This window comes from Cognatundibacterium squillarum, assembly GCF_014652435.1.
GTDB lineage: Bacteria > Pseudomonadota > Gammaproteobacteria > Burkholderiales > Burkholderiaceae_D > Undibacterium > Undibacterium squillarum.
On the sequence record NZ_BMYU01000003.1, the window covers coordinates 126713 to 145704 of the forward strand.

Here is an 18992-nt window from a genome sequence, read left to right on the forward strand (position 1 = left end):
ACCGGCCGCCGGCAACAGACAAGAAGGATTTCAGTTACCATACGCGCTCTGCTCAATCCGCTACTATTTTGTCAGGAACTCAGTATGTCCAACGAGACTTCCACCGCTTACAAGGCGGTCAATATTCCGGTGTCACAACGTATCCGCGAACGCGTCGTCGCCAGCAATACCCGTTTCCATGCCAATGACAATATTGCGGCGTTTATTGAAGACGGCGAACTCCCGGAGCTGCAAGCTGAAGTCGCTGCCAAAATGCAGGAAGTACTGCAAAGTCTGGTGATTGATACCGATAGCGACCACAACACCCAGGATACCGCGCGCCGTGTCGCGAAAATGTTTATCAACGAAGTGTTCCGTGGCCGCTATGTCAGCATGCCTTCGGTGACCGAGTTTCCGAATGCCTCGCATCTGAACGAGCTGATGATCATCGGCCCGATCACCGTGCGCAGCGCCTGCTCCCATCATCTGTGCCCTATCATCGGTAAAGTCTGGATCGGCGTGATGCCGAACGAGCATTCGAATCTGATCGGCTTGTCCAAGTATGCGCGTATTGCCGACTGGATCATGAGCCGTCCGCAGATTCAGGAAGAAGCCGTGGTGCAGCTGGCCGATGCGCTGCAGGAAAAAATGCAACCGGATGGTCTGGCCGTTGTGATGGAAGCCGACCACTTCTGTATGCACTGGCGCGGCGTGAAAGACAGCGATTCCAAAATGATTAACAGCGTGATGCACGGCTCTTTCCTGAAAGACCCGAATCTGCGCCGCGAATTTTTATCTCTGATTAAACGTTAATACGACAGGAGAGCATCATGCTAGTCCGCCTGCTGTACGCCAGCCGTCCGGCTGAACAAAATGTGTGTGATGTCGTGCAATCCATTCTGCAGCAATCGCATGCGCACAATCCGCAAAACGGCATTACCGGCGTGCTGTGCCACACCGAGCAAGTGTTTATTCAGGTACTGGAAGGCGGCCGCGAAGCGGTGAATGCGCTGTACGGACATATCCTGCGCGACCCGCGTCACAAAGATGTGGTGCTGCTCGATTACGAAGAAATTCAGGAACGCCGTTATGCAGGCTGGACCATGGGCCAAGTGAATATGAGCCGCGTGAATCCGTCTATCCTGCTGCGCTATTCCCCGCTGCCGGTGCTGGACCCGCATACTATGTCCGGCAAAATGCTGATGGCACTGCTGGATGAGCTGATGGCTACCGCATCGATTGTTGGCCGCATCTGAATTCTGCCAGCACTGAATCGTCACAAGGCTGCCTGTAGGCAGCCTTTTGTTTTAGCCAGTTGATTGGCCAGTGCGATTTACCGCAGTGATTAACCTCTGCGCTTATTCCGGATTTTCAGAACAAATATCGATCGCATCATCCTTCGCTTTTTGCCGGATACGTGCGATTTCTTTCTGCTCTTTTTCTTTTAATACCCTGAGTTTTTCTTCATCTTTTTCAGCACTGATGTCGGCTTTTATTTGCTTCAGCAGCACCGATCTTTCTTTGTGAAGTTCAGTAAAGCGCACCTCACCCACTTTTTCACATTCCGCACGCGGCCGTGCCTTACGTGAACCCAGATCGATTTGCCCGGCAGCCGAGACCGAAACACTGATCACAACAACGCCCAGTAAAGTTTTCAAAACTGCGGGTAGTGCCATGGATATCTCCTGTTTTTTCTCTGAAAGTTGTTTAACCGAAAAAATGCCTTAAATGCGGTGTTCAGCACAGAAAAAACCAGCAAAATCCCGGATGTCGGCAGAAACACTGGCGCTCCGGGCAGGTGGTTTTTCAGGTGAATGCGGACTTTTGCATAGTCTCCGCGACAAATTACAAGCTGAACTCACCGCGCAGACTGACCCGCATATTCCCGTCGGTGACGGTACGGGTATCGAGCGTACCGGCGCTGGTTTCATAGCGGCTGATACGGTTGCTGTCCTGACGCAGCAGACCGCTCATGTTCAGCACCAGCTTAGCGCGCGGATTAATCGTCCATGCGGCGCTGGCATCCAGCGTGGTCTGATGCGAGCTGTAAGTACGGCGGTTCAGGTTATTGCGCAGCCAGTCGCCAGGCTGCCAGCTGGCATTCATATCCAGTTTCACCGGTGCCGCGGCAAGTTGATATGTCATACCGAGTTTAGCGCGCCACGGCAGACTGCCATCAACACGGTTATCCGGCCCCGGCCAGTCTTTCAGTTCAGATCTGGCCCAGCCTGCACTGCCGCGCACATCCAGCTTCGGTGCATCCTGCAGCCAGTCTTTCGCACTCAGTCGCCATTCCAGATTCACGCCGGTCACATCCGCATCGCCCAGATTGGCCGGACGCTGCACCCAGCGCGGTACCGTTGCCCACGCCACCGGCATTTGCACTAACTCTGTGCCGGTCTTTCCCTGAATCTGGCGCGTGTAGGCTTCCAGCGTCAGTTTGCTGTCACCCTGCAGCGGATGTTCGTAACTGAGGTTCAGCGCCAGTGCTTTTTCCGGACGCAGATTCGGGTTGCCGGTGCTGTCCGGCGTATCTATCGTGTTGGCGCCGCAAGCTGCGCCGGGCACACACGGTGCCAGTGAATTTACCGAGGGGTGCATCAGCAGGGTGTCGGTCTCCACTTCTTTTAAACTGCGTGCCAGCGACAAACGGAACTGTTGTTTAGGATTGCCGGCCAGCTTTTTTGCGATGTGCAGCGATGGCGACACCACGCGGAAACTGACACTGGTATTGCCCGATACTTCCTGCCCCTCGCTGCGCTGCTCCGCCACCGATACACCGGCATTCACTGCCAGCAAAGGATCCGCCCGCCAGTCATCCTGAATAAACACGCGGCGCTTTTGTTCCCATTGCGAATACTGCATTCCCAGTGCCGCCAGACTGCTGTCAGCCAGACCGTTATAACGATAGGACTTTTCAGGTGTCTTAAAGTCTTGTTCCAACTGCAGTCCGGCACGAACGCGGTGCCCGCCGCTGAAGGTTTTACGCTGCGTGAACGCAATCAGCCAGCTGTTGCTGAGCTCTTCAGAGCTGTCTTCACGTAAGCCTGAAATGGCATTGCCTGAGGTACCGGCACTGATGTCATTACGCTGAGAATTATCGCTGCTCCGCATCAGCGATCTGCGCAGATTCAGCTCACTTTCGCCCCAGTCCTCATCTTCATATTGCCAGTTCAGCGGCAGCTGTATGCTGGACATCTCCCAGCGGGAACGACTGTGTGTCAGCAAACTGCCGCCGCTCTGCCACTGACGACTTGCCTGAGTTTCCGTCTGATTCCGCAACCCGCCGGCACCCGGCTTCAGACTGAGACTGCCGTGCTCCAGTCTGCGCACCAGTTCAAACGCCATCGCGACAGTCTGATAACGTTCCCAGCGGTAGCGCTGTGCCTGATACTGCGGCAGCACCAGTCCGCCCGCATTCAGGGTTTGCTGTTCGACGGAATTGCTGCGTTTATCTTTCTGACTCGAAGACAAATGCAAATTGGTGCTGAACGGACTTTCAGGATCGGACTGACTCAGATTCCATGCACCGCTGAATTCCGCTGAGCTACCGTTCAGACCCGTTTGCGCAGACACCGTTTGCCTTTGCTGGCGCATATGCTTGCGCAACACCACATTGATGGTGCCGGCAATACTGAAAGGCCCGGTTTCTGCGGTGGAGGATTTGATGATTTCAATCCGCTCCACTTCGCTCAGATCAATATTATTGATATCCCGTCCGGCTGGCGGCAAACCGTCAATCAGAATCTGGGTATAACCGGGCAATCCGAGCAAACCCAGCCTGCCGTCTTTGCCGACCGTGATGGCTGGCTCCCGCTTCAGTAATTCATTCACATTCTGTAAGCCACTGTCGCGAATCTGTGCTCGACCGATAATCACTTTTGCCGCCGCGAAATCACGCGCTGCATCTTCCGCTGCGCCGCTGACCGTGACTTTTTGCGCTGCTGGCTGAGCGGCCCTGGCTGGCTGTTCCGCGTTTGTATTGCTTGCTGCACCAACTTTAGTGACGGCAGGCGCTGCGTTTTTTTCCGGTACGGCATCTGCCGGTAAAACCGTATTTGTTTGCGCCCAGGTGCTGCCACTCAGCGCCAGACCTGCCAGCGCCCACTGCATTGTTTTCACTGCCACTCTCTCACTCCGGATCAGTTCAACCACCAATAAAAAACATTCAGAATTCAGCGACATAGACCTGATTACTTGCCGCAAAGAAAAAGCAGCATACGGTAATTTTATGCATTGATCTATATCTTTTTGAAAGATAAAAGCACAATACTATGCGTAGCAGACGATGCGCCGGAACACGTTTGCAAAGAAATGACGCAACGGAAAAAGAAACGCCATATCACCGGTGAGTGGCGATATGGCGTGCAGAAGTACGGATAAAACTATAAAGCGTTTTCTTAAGACAGATCTTGCAGCATGGCTGGCAAATCCGGTACCGGCATATCAATCGCGGCGCACACACTGCGCAGCAATTCATGGGTACGTGCCGATGACAGACTGTTCTGTGCCTGCGCAATTTGCAGCATACCGCGTATCAGCATCGGTTTTGCCAGCGGTGCCAGTTGATTCAGCTGCGCCAGTGCAGCGCGTACCGCCTGATAATCCAGCTGATCGGGATTGGTCCAGTCTGTCGCCTGTAATTGCAGATTGCGCAGCGAAGCAGCGCCCTGCATAAACATTTGCTGACGGGTCGCTGCATCGCCTTGCGGCACCAGCGATAACACCAGCGCGACTTCTTTGCGCAAAGGCACCAGATCAGCGTAGCGCACTTTCACCGCACGGGCCGCCTGCGGATTCAGCCTTTGTTCCAGAATCGCCTGCAGTACAAACTCGGTTTCACTGACGCGGCCATCGGCTTGTATCAGCGCCGCCACCACGCTCAGCAATTGCTGGCGGGTATTTTCCGGCAAACGTTTCAGCGCCGGCATCGCCAGATCCAGCAAAGGCAGACGCTGCAAGGCCGTGATACCTGCTGCAGCCCGTAAAGCAGCCTGCAGCGCCGCAGCGTCCGCCAGACCTGCGCGCAGAATCTGTTGCTGCTGTTGCTGTGCCTGTGCAGTCTGCGACTGATCACACACCATTGCACAGACCAGCAAGGCCGCAGACTGCGGTTCGCGTGCCAGCGCCCGCGCATCATCGGGCATTGCCAGGCCGGATTTGAGTAAATGGCTGTTATCAGCAGCCCGCGCCGGATTGCCTGCATGATGACCAAAGCCTTCATCGCCATGCACGCCACTCTGCGCTGCAGTAAACGCTTGCTGGGATGCAGAGCCGCCGCTGAAACTGCTGAACTGACTGCTCAGTGAAGACTGGGTATTGCCTTCATTTCCGAACTCGTCATCATCCAGTACATCCGCTTGTACAAACTGCACATCTTTGCCGTACACGCGACGCAGCCGTTCTTCCAGCGGCGGATGGGTAGCAAACATGCCGGACAAAAATGATGGCCGTGCCGCGCCCAGAAACATATGCGATAACTGCTCTGCTTTGCTGCTTTGTATCGCAGAGCCGCAACCTGTTTCGACACTGAGGCCACCGATTTTTTGTAAAGCACCACCGATGCCCTGCGGGTTACGGGTGAATTGCACCGCACTGGCATCCGCCAGAAATTCACGCTGACGTGAAATTGCCGACTGAATCAGACGTCCGAAAAAAATACCGACGTAACCGACCACAAACAGCACAATACCGACCACCAGCATAATCATGCCGAGCGATGGTCCTTTATCATCTTTGCTGCGTGAACCGCCACTGAAGCGCGCACCCCATTCAAACAGTTCGCGCCCGAACAGCGCCAGCATCTGAATACCAAATAAGACGCCGATAAGCTGGATATTCATCCGCATATCACCGTTCAGAATATGGCTGAATTCATGTCCGACCACGCCCTGCAGTTCATCGCGATTCAGGCGTTCCAGCGTACCGCGTGTCACCGCGACCACTGCCTGATTCTGTTGAAAACCGGCGGCAAACGCATTGATACCGTCTTCTTCGTCCAGTATGTACACGTTCGGACACGCGATGCCGGATGCCAGCGCCATTTCTTCAACCACATTCAGCAGACGACGCTCGTGCAGATCGGTGGAATCCGGTGACACCAGACGGCCACCGGCCATTTCAGCAACCGCATCACCACCGTCGCGTAACTGAAAGATCTGATACAGCGTTCCGAGTCCGATGAACAACAGCACACCTATCGTGATCGCAATAAAAAAGCCCTGCGGATAGCGCACCGGCCCGTGGCCGCGCATGGCATATTGCCACGCCACTGCCAGCGTGATGTTGACCACCACAACGATGGCAGTGACAGCCAGCCCGAACAAGATCAGCAACTTGCGGCTTTCACGTCGCGCATGGTCCTGTTGCTCAAAAAAATTGTTCATGACGATTCAAACCGGAATCAGAACGATACTTTCACTGCCTGACGTTCCTGCGGCGCTTCAATTACCTGCAATTGCTCTGCCTGACGGAAGCCGAACATACCGGCAATCACAGAACCCGGAAACTGTTCGGTCGCTGTGTTGTACTGCATCACCGTATCGTTATAAGCCTGACGCGCAAACGAGATTTTGTTTTCAGTGCTGGTCAGTTCTTCCGTCAGTTGCAGCATATTCTGATTCGCTTTCAGATCAGGATAGGCTTCAGACAATGCAAACAAACGGCCCAGCGAGGCATTCAGCGTCCCTTCAGCTTGCGACAGTTGTTGCACAGCAGCTGCATCACTTGGATCCGTGCTGGCTTTGGCACTGGCATTGAATGCGGAATTACGCGCTGCAATCACGGCTTCCAGTGTTTCGCGCTCATGCTTCATATAACCTTTGGCGATTTCCACCAGATTCGGAATCAGGTCGTAACGGCGTTTCAGCTGAACATCAATCTGTGCAAACGAATTTTTATAACGGTTACGCTGCGCAACCAGTCCGTTGTACACACCAATCGCCCAGAACACGACAACAGCCAGCAGGGCAAGAATAACGAGCATCGTAATCATCACATCTCCGTAAAATAAACCGGCAGGCTGCCGGTAAAGCGATTGCAATTTTATACAAAGACAATAATAAAAAAACGGTATTTGCTAGAAACTTTTACCTTTTGTCTACGTATAAAGACAAACCGCATCACGTTGGATGCGGTTTAGTGAGGATTAAGGATTTGCCGGTTGCTTCTGCGGTTCCGGCGTTGCGACCAGTCTGCGCAATTCTTCTTCGCTGATATATTCGAGTACTTTCACGACTTTACGCACACCGCCGACACTGGCAGCAACCTGCGCCGCCTGATCGCCTTCGCGCTGCGTCACACGTCCCATCAGATACACGACACCCGCTTCCGTAACGACTTTAAACGAGCCGGCGTACAAACCTTTGGTATCCACCAGCGATGCCTTCACCTTGCCGGTGATCAGCGCATCGTTCGAACGTGAAGACAAGCTGGATGTGCCTGCTACCTGAATTTCATTCGATACGGTCACCACACCATCGATTGCCCGCAATTCCTGCTCAGCCTGCTGACGCATGTTTTCGTTCCATACTTCGCCGGTCAGCAAAACATGGCGGTTAAACGAATTCACGTTCACATGCGCACCATCGCCGAGGTTTTTCGACAAACGCACTTCGCCCTTCACTTCAATCGACTTATCTTCAGTTTGCGCACCAAACGTGCGGCGATCAGTTGCTGCCAGCGTCCCCATGACGGCGCTGCCAACCACCAGTTCCACACAACCCTGCAAACTGACAGCGGCGGCACAGCATAAAGAAACCGCCAGCAAAGGACGGGCAAAACGACGGGAAACTGCTTTATTCATCCTCACCTCCGAACAGTGCGGTATCAATACCGTCACATAAACAATGAATCGTCAGCAAGTGAACTTCCTGAATCCTTGCTGTTCTGTCATGCGGTACGCAGATATGGACATCTGCTTCCGTCAGTAATTCGCCGATCTTGCCGCCGGTTTTACCGGTCAGCGCAATCACGCGCATATCACGTTCCAGTGCGGCTTCAATTGCATTGATCACATTCGCGGAATTTCCGGATGTGGAAATTGCCAGCAAAATGTCTCCGGCCTGACCAAGCGCCTGCACCTGCTTAGCATAAACGTCGTTGAACTGATAATCGTTGGCAATCGCCGTTATAATCGATGTATCGGTGGTCAGCGCAATCGCCGGCAGCGGTAAACGCTCACGTTCAAAGCGGCCAATCAGTTCTGCAGCGAAATGCTGGCAATCGGCCGCTGAGCCGCCATTACCGCAGGCCAGAATCTTATTGCCGTTGGACAGCGCAAGGAACATCAGTTCCACCGCTTCCGTGATCGGCGCTGCCAGCACTTCAGCAGCTTTGATCTTCAGTTCAGCACTTTCGCGGAAGTGCGTCAGAATTCGTTGGGTGCTCATCTACAAACTATCTTTCCGGCCCTCAGGCCATCATTGCATCGGGTAACCAGTGGATTGTACCCGCTTCTATCGCAATCACATCAAACCGGCAGGCCGGAGGTGCAGAAAACTGCACCAGATAGACCTGCGCGGCGTGCCAGAGTTTCCTTTGTTTGGCAGGCGTGATGCTGGCGAGTGCACCACCGAAGCGTGCGGAAGCACGACTGCGCACTTCGACAAACACCAGTGTATCGCGGTCACGCAGGATAAGATCAATCTCGCCGCCGGGGCAGCGGAAGTTGCGCTCAACCAGCACCATACCGCGTTGCTGCAAGTATGCCAGTGCGGCATCTTCGCCCGCATCACCGGTTTGCTGTTTGCGGGTGCGGCGGTCTGCAGGCGTGGCGGAATGCGCCCCGCCAGTCTCAGCTGGCGTACAATCTGATTTTTTCTTCCAGAACGGCATCTGCATGAGCCTCAGCGAACAATTTTCGTGGATTTCCCCGTCTTTGCCGGAAACCATAACAAGACAACAATATCCGGCCGGCACATTATATGTAGTTGCCACGCCGATTGGAAACACTGGCGACATTTCCCTGCGCGCCTTGTATCTGCTGAATCTGGCAGATGCGATCGCTTGTGAAGATACGCGCAACACCGCGCAATTGCTCAGTCTGTACGGACTGCAGAAGCCACTGATCGCAGCGCATCAGCATAATGAACGTGAAGTAGCGCAAAAAATCGCGGAGCGTCTGCAGGCCGGTGAGCGTATCGCGCTGGTGTCGGATGCCGGTACGCCGGGCGTGTCTGATCCGGGTGCAAGAATTGTCGATGAACTGCGCAATCAGGGATTACCTGTGATTGCATTGCCGGGTGCATCAGCTGCGATTACTGCCTTGTCTGCCAGCGGTTTTACCGACGACCAGTTTCAGTTTATCGGCTTTTTGCCAAGCAAAGCCGGTCAGCGCACGGAAGTGCTGCAGCGCTGCGTCAACACCAGTGCGACCCAGATTTTTTACGAAGCACCGCATCGTATTCATGACACCATCGCTGCGATGCTGGAAGTGTTCGGCCCGCAACGCCGCATCGTGCTGGCGCGCGAATTGACCAAGCTGTTTGAAGAAAGCCAGCGCTGCACATTAGCCGAAGCCGGTGCATGGCTGAAAGCAGATAAGCACCGTGAGAAAGGTGAATACGTATTGCTGATCGAAGGCTTACCACCGCAGCAAGACAATGGCATGCAGGAAGCGCAGCGTATTCTGGGTATTTTGCTGGAATCCTGCTCTGTCAGTCAGGCCGCCAGTCTGGCGGCCGCAATTACCGGCCAGAAGAAAAATGCTTTGTATCAGCTCGCGCTCAGTCTGCAGTCAGAAGACGACGAAGCAGCCGATTGATGATTGATTAAAACGCCACGAAAACAGCGCTGATTATTCAGCGCTGCACCACCACCGGCTTGCCGGTTCCCAGATCACCCGCCATTGCCAGCGCTTGCTGCGCTTCGGCGCGACTGGTGAAGGGGCCACTGACCAGACGGTATAAACTGCCCTGCTGCACGATTTCAAACGTCGGTAAGCGGGATTCCGCCTTACCTTTCAGTTGCGACATCACATTTTCTGCATTTGAGCGAATCGCAAACGCACCGAACTGCAGATAGAAACCACTACCCGCCGGAATCGCAGGCGGCGTGCTGAGCTTTTCTACCGGACGGGTATTCTGGGCAAGACCGGCATCCTCCAGAGCAGCAGGAACCGGCATTGCTTGCTGCGGAATCGGCGATGTCATCGCAACCTGCGTGTTGACTACCGGATCTGCAGACGCGCTGCGGATTGTCTGCGGCGGCTGATTTTTACGGTTTTCCGCCATGCGTTCTATGTCGGCAGGTAATAAACGCTCGACTTCAATCTGAGTACTACCTTTTCCCAGCACTTCCAGTTTCAGTGCAGCTGTATAAGACAAATCGATAATCCGGTTTCCCTGAAACGGGCCTCTGTCATTCACACGCACAATAATCTGACGTCCGTTGCTCAGATTCGTCACCCGCGCATAGGAAGGAATCGGCAGAGTAGGATGCGCTGCCGTGATTTTGTACATGTCGTAAGGCTCACCGGATGAGGTGCGCTGTCCGTGGAATTTCTTGCCGTACCAGCTTGCCAGACCGCGCTGAATAAACGGCGTGGTGTCATCGTTGATCGGGGTGAAGGTTTTTCCGAACACCACATACGGCTTACTGGCGCCACGGGCATACGGTTCAATTTTCGGAATCGGATCGACAGTGAATTCCAGGCCCGGTGGCGGATTGTCGCCGGGGCCATCATCTTTGTAATAGCCACCCTTACCTGAATTGGCTTTCGGCAGCACAGGTACAGTCACAGGCGGCTGATTCGTTGCGCGCGGTGCTTCACTGACAGGCGCTTTCGGTGTGGTGCCGCAAGCTGCCAGCAATGCAGCCAGCGTAGTTGCGGAAACAAAAGGTAAGAGCTTATTTGCAGGCAGTTTTTTCATGTCTGTATCAGCTTACGATGTCGTTGCACACTCATCAGGATGCCGGCGGCCATACCCAGCGTTACCAGCGCTGTACCACCGTAACTCATAAACGGCAGCGGCACACCCACCACGGGCAGAATACCACTGACCATACCCATATTGACAAATGCATAGGTAAAAAAGATCGCTGTCATCGAACCCGCCAGTAAGCGGGTAAACAGCGTTGGTGCGTTAGCGGCGATCATCAGGCAACGTGCTATCATTAACAGATACAGCAGCAATAAGACCAGATTACCAACAAGCCCGAATTCTTCTGAAAAAACCGCGAAGATAAAATCGGTTGTGCGTTCGGGAATAAATTCCAGATGCGCCTGCGTTCCTTTCAGCCAGCCTTTGCCTGTGACACCGCCGGAGCCCACAGCAATCGTGGACTGAATAATATGAAAGCCTTTACCCAGCGGATCGCGGCTGGGGTCGAGCAATGTCAGCACCCGGTCACGCTGGTAGTCGTGCAGCATGTAAGGCCATACGATGGTTGGTATCACTGCGGCGGCAAAGCCGAGAATACCGAGAATCACTTTCCAGGACAAACCCGCCAGAAAAATGACGGTAAATCCTGCCATACCGACCAGCATCGCCGTGCCGAGATCCGGCTGCTTGCCAATCAGTCCGAACGGAATGGCAAGGATAATGGTCGCAATCACAAAGTCCTGCACCCGCAGAGCACCTTCGCGTTTTTGAAAATACCAGGCCAGCATTAACGGCGTTGCGATTTTCAGCATCTCGGAGGGCTGAATCACCATACCGACATTCAGCCAGCGGCGCGATCCTTTTTTCACCATCCCGAACAGCGCAACGGCGATCAGCAAAGCTACACCGAGCGTATAAATCGGAATGGCAAAGCGCATCAGCGTTTGCGGCGGCACACTGGCTGCAATCCACATCACAAAAAAAGACACCACGATATTCCGCAACTGATCCTCCACCCGCCCCGGAAAATCGTAACCAGCAGAATACAGCGTCACAATGCCGCAGGACATAATCAGAAAAATCAGTATCGCCAGCGGGCCGTCAAACACGGCGAAATAACGGCGAATGGCGCGCCAGTTCATATGAAATTGGCTCATATCAGTCCTTATTCCCGGTAGTTTCTTCGCCAGGCTTAGGTGAAGGAGGTGGCTCTGCCGGATTCTTCAGTTCCTGATCCGAGCGGAACAAGGCAGGGTCACTCTGTACTTTCGGCTGCGGCTCACGATTCTCTTTCACCGGACGTTTGCCCAGCAAGTAATAATCCAGCGCCTTACGCACAATCGGCGCAGCCGCTTCAGCACCGAAACCACCGTTTTCCACGATGATCGCCACGGCAATTTTCGGCTGATCAACCGGTGCAAAGGCAATGTACAGCGAGTGATCCAGATGGCGTGCCGCCATCCGTTTGGCATCGTATTTCTCACCTTTCTTGATACTGATGACCTGCGCAGTACCGGTTTTACCGCCGGACACGTATTCCGCACCGGCAAATACGCGCGCCGATGTTCCTTCGCGCACCACACCCACCATCGCATTTTTAATGATGTCGATATTTTCCTGTTTCAGCGGAATACGGTAGCTTTCTTTTGGTACAGTCAGCGTACGCTGATGCGAAGCGGGATCTTCCGTCATTTTGACCAGATGCGGCTTCATCACCACACCGTTGTTCGCCAGCGTTGCCATCGCATGTGCCATTTGCAGTGGCGTGAAGGTATTTTGCCCCTGACCAATACCGAGCGAAATAGTGTCACCCGGAATCCAGCGCTGCTGCTGCGGTTTTTTGAAAGCACGGCGCTTCCATTCGGTCGACGGCAGAATCCCGGTACGTTCGTGCTCAAGATCGATACCGGTTTTCTGGCCGAAACCGAAAGGTTTCATGAAATCATGGATCATATCGACACCCATATCATTCGCCAGCGCGTAATAATAGGTGTCACAGGATTGTGCAATCGAACGGTATAAATCCACGCCACCGTGACCGCCCGGTTTATCGTCTTTGAACGTATGGTTACCGAAGGTGAAATAGCCCGGATCAGCGTAAATCTGGTGCGGCGTTCGTTTTCCGAGCTCCAGTGCCGCCAGCCCCATAAACGGCTTATACGTTGATCCCGGCGGATAAGCACCGGTCAGCGGGCGGTTCAGCAAAGGACGGTCTTCTGAAGTATTTAATTCATTCCAGCTTTGCTGATCAATGCCTTCGACAAACAGATTCGGATCGTAAGTAGGCTTGGAAACAAAAGCCAGTACGTCACCGGTTTTGGGTTCGATCGCCACCAGCGCACCGCGACGGTCACCGAACGCCTCTTCCACAATTTTCTGCAGTTCAATATCCACCGACAGAATCAGGTTTTTTCCGGCCACTGGCGGTGTGCGTGACAAAGTACGGACTGCGCGGCCACCGGCGGATACTTCGACTTGCTCGAAGCCGGTCTTACCATGCAGCATGGCTTCGTAACTTTTTTCCAGACCCTCTTTGCCGATGTAATCGGTACCGTTGTAGTTGGCGCCGTCTTCGGACTCTTCCAGTGCTTCAGCATCTTTCTGACTGATACGCCCGATATAACCGATCACATGCGATGCCGATTCACCTTGCGGATAATGACGGAACAAGCGCGCCTGAATATCAACGCCCGGGAAACGGAAGCGCTGTGCAATAAAACGCGCTACTTCATCGTCGGTTAAACGGGTACGGATAGGGATACTCTCAAAGCTCTTGGATTCCTCCATCAGCTTACGGAAGCGCTTACGGTGCTTGGGCTGAATATCAACCAGATCGGCCAGATCATCGATCAGCAAATCCATATCCTGCTTGATTTTGGATGGTGTGATCTCCAGTGTGTAGGCTGAATAATTCTGCGCCAGCACCACACCGTTGCGATCCATGATCAGGCCACGGTTAGGCACAATCGGTACGATATCGATGCGGTTTTCATCCGCTGCCGCCACATATTCATCATGACGTATGACTTGCAACCAGACAAAACGGGCCACCAGCAGCGAAAAACAGATCAGTACAAACAAAGCGATGACTACCAGCCGCACGCGGAACAGGTAAATTTCACGCTCAGTATTTTTAAACTCATTCATAAGACAGTGGCTGCGAGGTCAGATCGGGCGGGTATGATCTTTGTCCACCGCGCGTTTTTGCGGTGCGAGCAGAATCAGCGTAGCCAGCGGCCACAGTATTGTTGTCACCAGACTCTGACTGAATACCAGCCAGCCGGGGAAATGCGCATCCGGTGCGACAATCAGGCGGACAATAACCTGCAAGGCCTGAGCGAGTACAAACAGCGGCAAAACATGCAGGGACTGGGCAAATGGCGTAAACCACAGAACGCGGCGGTGTATTGTGATTGCAAAGTAAGACAACACCGTGAATGCCAGCGCGTTTTCACCCAGATACACTGAATCATGCACATCCATGATCAGTCCCATAGTGAATGCCAGTCCGATACCGACTTTACGCGGCTGGTGAATACTCCAGAATACCAGTACCAGTGCCACAAAATCCGGCACGCCGAGCAAACCGCCCCATGGCAGAAAGTTCAGTAAAAACGCCACCACAAAACTGAAGGTGATGAATACCGGATTGACCGGCAGCAGGATGTAATTCGGCTGCGTCATGGCGCCTCCTGAGACTGGGATGCCGTTTTACTTGCCGGCTGTGCCGCAGGCCGTACAAGCGGTGCAGGTACGGGTTTCGCTGTCTGCTCACGGGATGCCGGTACTGCCGCAGGTACAGCGGCCGGCGCTGTTACCTGCGCAGCAGATCCGGGCGCAGCATTGCTTTGCTCGGATGGCAAACGCAGATCGCTGACCGGACCGTTATCACGCGTTACACGGCGGTTAATTTTTTCCTTCTTAGCGCGGATTTCTTCGCTGTCCGGTTTCGGCAAATCACGGGTGGATACCTGCAATATCAGTAACTGACGGTTTTTTTCGACACCGGCCACCGGCATACACACGATGTTTTCAAAGGTACTGGTACCTTTGTTTTCCACTACTTCAACTTTGGCAACCGCCAGCCCCGGCGGATAAATGCCATCCAGACCGGAAGTCACCAGCACATCGCCTTTTTGCACATCGGCATTCGAGGTGACTTTCATATCCAGATACGGAGACTGTCCGCGCCCGTAGGCGACGCTGCGTAAGCCGTTACGCAAAATCTGCACCGGAATCGCCTGCGTTTTGTCTGTCAGCAACGTCACTTCCGATGTCATCGGGAACACCCGTGTGACCTGACCGACCACGCCAAGATCATCAATCACCGGTTGCCCCTGCTCCACGCCGTCTTTCAGACCACGGTCCACCACCAGTTTGCGGGTAGACGGATCACGCGCATCGTAAATAATTTCCGCCATCACGGATTTGGCCGGCATACGTTCACGCGCATCCAGCAGTTTGCGCAAATGCGCATTTTCAGACTGTAACTGTCCGCCCTGCTGCAGTAAATCTGCATGGCGTGTGCGCTGCTGTTTCAGGCGGTTGTTTTCGGCCTGCAGTTCAGTAATACCGGAAAAATAGACAGAAACATCGCGGGCCGCCTGTGCAGGCACACTGGCGACCATTTGTACCGGATACAGTACCGTGCCGATAATCTGACGCAACAGGGATAAGGATTGCAGACGGGAATCGATGACCAGCAGACAGATGGCAAAGATTGTAAAAAAGAGTGCTTTCGCCCGCGCGGAAGCACCCTGTTTAAATAATGGCGGCGGACTGTAATTCATACGAAATCCATCAACAATGCCAGATCAGCTGAAACTGTCTGCCAGAGACAGTGCACGGTTAAAAAAACAAAAAGCCGACGCAATACTGCCGGCTTCGCCCGCCGCCGGACACACCGGCTGCAGGACACGGGAGGCTGATCACCGCCGTCGGCGGCCTCAGCCCGCTAACCCGCTGTTATTCGTAAGAGAAGATGGAACCGAGTTTGTCCATGCGCTCCAGTGCCATACCGGAACCACGCACAACGCAGGTCAGCGGATCTTCTGCAACGATCACCGGCAGGCCGGTTTCTTCCATCAGCAGACGGTCCAGATCACGCAGCAATGCGCCGCCACCAGTCAGCATCATGCCTTTTTCGGCAATATCTGCACCCAGTTCCGGCGGTGTTTGTTCCAGCGCATTTTTGACAGCGGACACGATGTTATTCAGCGGATCTGTCAGTGCTTCCAGAATTTCATTGCTGGAAATTGTGAACGAACGCGGAATACCTTCGGACAGGTTGCGGCCTTTGACTTCCATTTCTTTCACTTCGGAGCCCGGGAACGCAGAGCCGATCGCTTTTTTGATCGCTTCCGCAGTCTGTTCACCGATCAGCATGCCGTAGTTACGACGGATGTAATTCACGATGGCTTCATCAAATTTGTCACCGCCAACACGTACAGAACCTTTGTAGACCATACCGCCCAGCGAGATGATGCCGACTTCGGTAGTACCGCCACCGATATCCACCACCATGGAACCGGTCGCTTCCGATACCGGCAGACCGGCACCAATCGCAGCGGCCATTGGTTCTTCAATCAGATACACCTGAGAAGCGCCCGCGCCGAGTGCGGATTCACGGATCGCACGGCGTTCAACCTGTGTCGAACCGCACGGTACGCAAATGATGATACGCGGGGAAGGCTTGAAGAATTTGGTGTCATGCACCATGCGGATGAATTGCTTGAGCATTTGCTCGGTGACCGTGAAGTCCGCAATCACGCCGTCTTTCATAGGGCGGATGGCTTCGATATTACCGGGGACTTTACCCAGCATTTGTTTTGCTTCTTTACCAACGGCCTGTATGGTTTTTTTGCCGTTCGGGCCACCTTCCTGACGAATTGCCACGACAGAAGGCTCATCCAGTACGATGCCCTGGCTGCGGGCGTAAATCAGGGTGTTTGCGGTACCAAGGTCAATTGCGAGATCGTTCGAAAAATAACTGCGTAAAGAACCAAACATGTAGAGTCCTGTGAAAACGTTATGGCTGACAGCAGCACCAGACTGCATCGCCGGAAAATTCGGTCGCCCTGAGCCCATTTCAGCAATCCTGTGTCACTGACAAAGCATTGCTGAAATGAGCCCTGTTTTATCCGCGCTGCGCTGACACTGTCTTTATGCTTGAACTGACAGGAATTAGCGCGCTATTTAGGGCATTAACCTGTCATTCTACCTTATAATCCTGTTGATTTTACCGGACACCTGTACCGAAAAATGCTGTCTGTGCCGTTCTTTTTTACGGTACTGCCCGGGCTTGCGGTGCGAGCCTCTGACAGACGGTCATCAGGCTGGTCAGACTGGTCTGATTCCGCGGTGTCCTCTCCCTTTTCTTGATAAACCTGAACGTGTTTACACGCTACCGATATGTCTCTGACACTGAATGATGTGAACCGCATTGCCAAGCTGGCAAAGCTGAACGTTTCCGACAGCGAGGCGGCCTCCACCCTCGACAAGCTGAACAGTATTTTTGCGCTGGCAGAACAACTGAATGCGATTGATACCACTGGCGTGGCACCGTTAAGTCACCCGATCGCAGCACTGCTGCCGGAACTGGCGCTGCGTCTGCGTGAAGACGAGGTCACTGAAACCAATCGCCGTGATGATTACCAGCAATGCGCGCCTGCCACGCAGGATGGCCTGTATCTGGTCCCGAAAGTCATCGAATAAGCCGGATGGAGAACCGTATGCATCAAAAAACCATAGCGCAGTTATCTGCCTTACTGCAGAGCAAACAAGTTTCCGCCACTGAACTGGCACGTCTTTACTTAGACCGCATCAGCGCCAGCAATCTGAATGCATTTCTGCATGTTGATCCTGAACTGACACTGGCACAGGCAGCGGCTGCCGATGCACGTCTGGCTGCCGGTAATGCCGGCGTGCTGACTGGTGTGCCTATCGCCCATAAAGACATTTTCGTGACCCGTGGTCTGCGTTCGACAGCCGGTTCGCGCATGCTCGGCAATTACACCAGCCCGTTTGACGCAACTGTCGTGGAAAAACTGGCCTCTGCCGGTATGGTGACGCTGGGCAAACTGAACTGCGATGAATTCGCGATGGGTTCTGCCAATGAAAACTCGCACTTCGGTGCGGTGAAAAATCCATGGGATCTGAGCGCTGTACCCGGTGGCTCTTCCGGCGGTTCGGCTGCGGCAGTGGCTGCGCGCCTGACACCGGCCGCTACCGGTACCGATACCGGCGGTTCGATTCGCCAGCCAGCGGCATTCTGCGGTATTACCGGTATTAAACCGACATACGGCAGTGTGTCCCGTTACGGCATGATCGCGTTTGCCTCATCGCTGGATCAGGGTGGCCCGATGGCCCAGACTGCGGAAGACTGCGGCCTGTTGCTGAACGCCATGGTGGGCTTTGACGAGAAAGATTCCACCTCGCTGGAACGCAAACCGGAAGATTTCAACCGTCTGCTGAACCAGTCGCTGCAAGGCTTGCGTATCGGTGTGCCGAAAGAATTCTTCGGTGAAGGTCTGGCGGATGATGTGAAACAGGCGATTCACGCAGCGCTGGAAGAATACAAAAAACTCGGCGCCAGCATCGTGGAAATTTCCCTACCGAAAACCGAATTGTCCATCCCTGTGTATTACGTGATTGCACCGGCTGAAGCATCCTCCAACCTGAGCCGTTTTGACGGCGTGCGTTACGGTCACCGTGCAGCCGAATACACCGATCTGAACGATATGTACACCAAGAGCCGTACCGAAGGTTTCGGCGATGAAGTGAAACGCCGCATCATGACCGGTGCGTATGTACTGTCGCACGGTTATTACGATGCTTACTACCTGCAGGCACAGAAAATCCGCCGTCTGATTGCGCAGGATTTCGCTGCGGCCTTCACCCAGTGCGATGTAATCATGGGTCCGGTGGCGCCAAGCGTGGCATGGGATCTGGGCGCAAAATCCGATGATCCGGTCGCTAACTATCTGGCCGATATCTTCACACTGTCCACCAGTCTGGCCGGTTTGCCGGGCATGTCGGTACCGTGCGGATTTGGTCAGGGCGAGAAAAACAGTCGCCGCCCTGTGGGTCTGCAACTGATCGGTAATTACTTTGAAGAAGCCCGTCTGCTGAATATCGCGCATCAGTACCAGCAAGTTACTGACTGGCATCTGCGCAGCCCGGAATAATCTG

At 53.9% G+C, this 18992-nt stretch carries 18 protein-coding genes; 5 read left to right on the plus strand and 13 right to left on the minus strand.

Going from position 1 to position 18992, the window contains the following annotated elements; all coding sequences use genetic code 11:
* Nucleotides 1-84: 84 nt before the first annotated feature.
* A complete protein-coding gene (gene folE / locus IE092_RS07700; protein ID WP_189356476.1) occupies nt 85-792 on the plus strand; it encodes a GTP cyclohydrolase I in 708 nt (235 codons plus the stop codon).
* 17 nt (nt 793-809) lie between these two features.
* The gene (locus tag IE092_RS07705; protein WP_189356477.1) at nt 810-1235 is read left to right on the plus strand and encodes a BLUF domain-containing protein; all 426 of its coding nucleotides are present in this window, start codon (nt 810-812) and stop codon (nt 1233-1235) included.
* Between the two features lie 102 nt (nt 1236-1337).
* Here IE092_RS07705 and IE092_RS07710 read toward each other — a convergent pair whose 3' ends face one another.
* The 7 genes from IE092_RS07710 to IE092_RS07740 all read right to left on the minus strand — a co-directional run bounded on the left by IE092_RS07710 (nt 1338) and on the right by IE092_RS07740 (nt 8820).
* On the minus strand, nt 1338-1655 hold the full coding sequence (locus tag IE092_RS07710) for a hypothetical protein (protein WP_189356478.1): 318 nt from the start codon (nt 1653-1655) through the stop codon (nt 1338-1340).
* A 169-nt stretch (nt 1656-1824) separates the two neighbouring features.
* The gene (locus IE092_RS07715) at nt 1825-4107 is read right to left on the minus strand and encodes a TonB-dependent receptor plug domain-containing protein (RefSeq protein ID WP_189356479.1); all 2283 of its coding nucleotides are present in this window, start codon (nt 4105-4107) and stop codon (nt 1825-1827) included.
* A gap of 272 nt (nt 4108-4379) precedes the next feature.
* Nucleotides 4380-6365: a M48 family metallopeptidase gene (locus IE092_RS07720; protein WP_189356480.1), complete on the minus strand. Its 1986-nt coding sequence runs from the start codon at nt 6363-6365 to the stop codon at nt 4380-4382.
* 17 nt (nt 6366-6382) lie between these two features.
* Nucleotides 6383-6973, minus strand: coding sequence for a LemA family protein (locus IE092_RS07725; RefSeq protein WP_189356481.1), 591 nt, complete (start codon nt 6971-6973; stop codon nt 6383-6385).
* A gap of 153 nt (nt 6974-7126) precedes the next feature.
* The gene (locus tag IE092_RS07730; protein ID WP_189356482.1) at nt 7127-7783 is read right to left on the minus strand and encodes a BON domain-containing protein; all 657 of its coding nucleotides are present in this window, start codon (nt 7781-7783) and stop codon (nt 7127-7129) included.
* The gene (locus IE092_RS07735; protein ID WP_189356483.1) at nt 7776-8369 is read right to left on the minus strand and encodes a phosphoheptose isomerase; all 594 of its coding nucleotides are present in this window, start codon (nt 8367-8369) and stop codon (nt 7776-7778) included. Before IE092_RS07735 ends, IE092_RS07730 begins: the two co-directional genes overlap by 8 nt.
* Nucleotides 8370-8391: 22 nt before the next feature.
* Nucleotides 8392-8820 carry a YraN family protein gene (locus tag IE092_RS07740; RefSeq protein ID WP_229793090.1) on the minus strand — a complete coding sequence of 143 codons (429 nt, stop codon included), beginning with the start codon at nt 8818-8820 and terminating at the stop codon, nt 8392-8394.
* On the opposite strand from IE092_RS07740, the gene rsmI reads away from it, so the two are divergent.
* Complete coding sequence (gene rsmI, locus IE092_RS07745) at nt 8819-9742, plus strand: 16S rRNA (cytidine(1402)-2'-O)-methyltransferase (RefSeq protein WP_189356484.1); 924 nt, start codon at nt 8819-8821, stop codon at nt 9740-9742. The two genes, IE092_RS07740 and rsmI, sit on opposite strands and share 2 nt — an antisense overlap.
* Nucleotides 9743-9779: 37 nt before the next feature.
* On the opposite strand, the gene IE092_RS07750 is transcribed toward rsmI, so the two are convergent.
* From IE092_RS07750 to IE092_RS07775, 6 genes are all read right to left on the minus strand, one after another.
* Complete coding sequence (locus IE092_RS07750; RefSeq protein WP_189356485.1) at nt 9780-10850, minus strand: septal ring lytic transglycosylase RlpA family protein; 1071 nt, start codon at nt 10848-10850, stop codon at nt 9780-9782.
* Nucleotides 10847-11959, minus strand: a complete 1113-nt coding sequence (rodA, locus tag IE092_RS07755) for a rod shape-determining protein RodA (protein WP_189356486.1) — start codon at nt 11957-11959, stop codon at nt 10847-10849. The genes IE092_RS07750 and rodA overlap by 4 nt, the downstream gene beginning before the upstream one ends.
* Before the next feature lies 1 nt (nt 11960).
* Nucleotides 11961-13949: a penicillin-binding protein 2 gene (gene mrdA, locus IE092_RS07760; RefSeq protein ID WP_189356487.1), complete on the minus strand. Its 1989-nt coding sequence runs from the start codon at nt 13947-13949 to the stop codon at nt 11961-11963.
* Between the two features lie 18 nt (nt 13950-13967).
* The gene (gene mreD / locus IE092_RS07765) at nt 13968-14486 is read right to left on the minus strand and encodes a rod shape-determining protein MreD (protein ID WP_189356488.1); all 519 of its coding nucleotides are present in this window, start codon (nt 14484-14486) and stop codon (nt 13968-13970) included.
* A complete protein-coding gene (gene mreC / locus IE092_RS07770; protein ID WP_189356489.1) occupies nt 14483-15592 on the minus strand; it encodes a rod shape-determining protein MreC in 1110 nt (369 codons plus the stop codon). The genes mreD and mreC overlap by 4 nt, the downstream gene beginning before the upstream one ends.
* A gap of 175 nt (nt 15593-15767) precedes the next feature.
* Complete coding sequence (locus IE092_RS07775) at nt 15768-16811, minus strand: rod shape-determining protein (protein ID WP_189356490.1); 1044 nt, start codon at nt 16809-16811, stop codon at nt 15768-15770.
* Nucleotides 16812-17213: 402 nt separating this feature from the next.
* Between IE092_RS07775 and gatC the strand changes: the two genes are divergently transcribed.
* Together gatC and gatA are read left to right on the plus strand one after the other, a co-directional pair.
* On the plus strand, nt 17214-17516 hold the full coding sequence (gene gatC / locus IE092_RS07780) for an Asp-tRNA(Asn)/Glu-tRNA(Gln) amidotransferase subunit GatC (RefSeq protein ID WP_189356491.1): 303 nt from the start codon (nt 17214-17216) through the stop codon (nt 17514-17516).
* A gap of 17 nt (nt 17517-17533) precedes the next feature.
* On the plus strand, nt 17534-18988 hold the full coding sequence (gatA, locus tag IE092_RS07785) for an Asp-tRNA(Asn)/Glu-tRNA(Gln) amidotransferase subunit GatA (protein WP_189356492.1): 1455 nt from the start codon (nt 17534-17536) through the stop codon (nt 18986-18988).
* Nucleotides 18989-18992 lie beyond the last annotated feature (4 nt).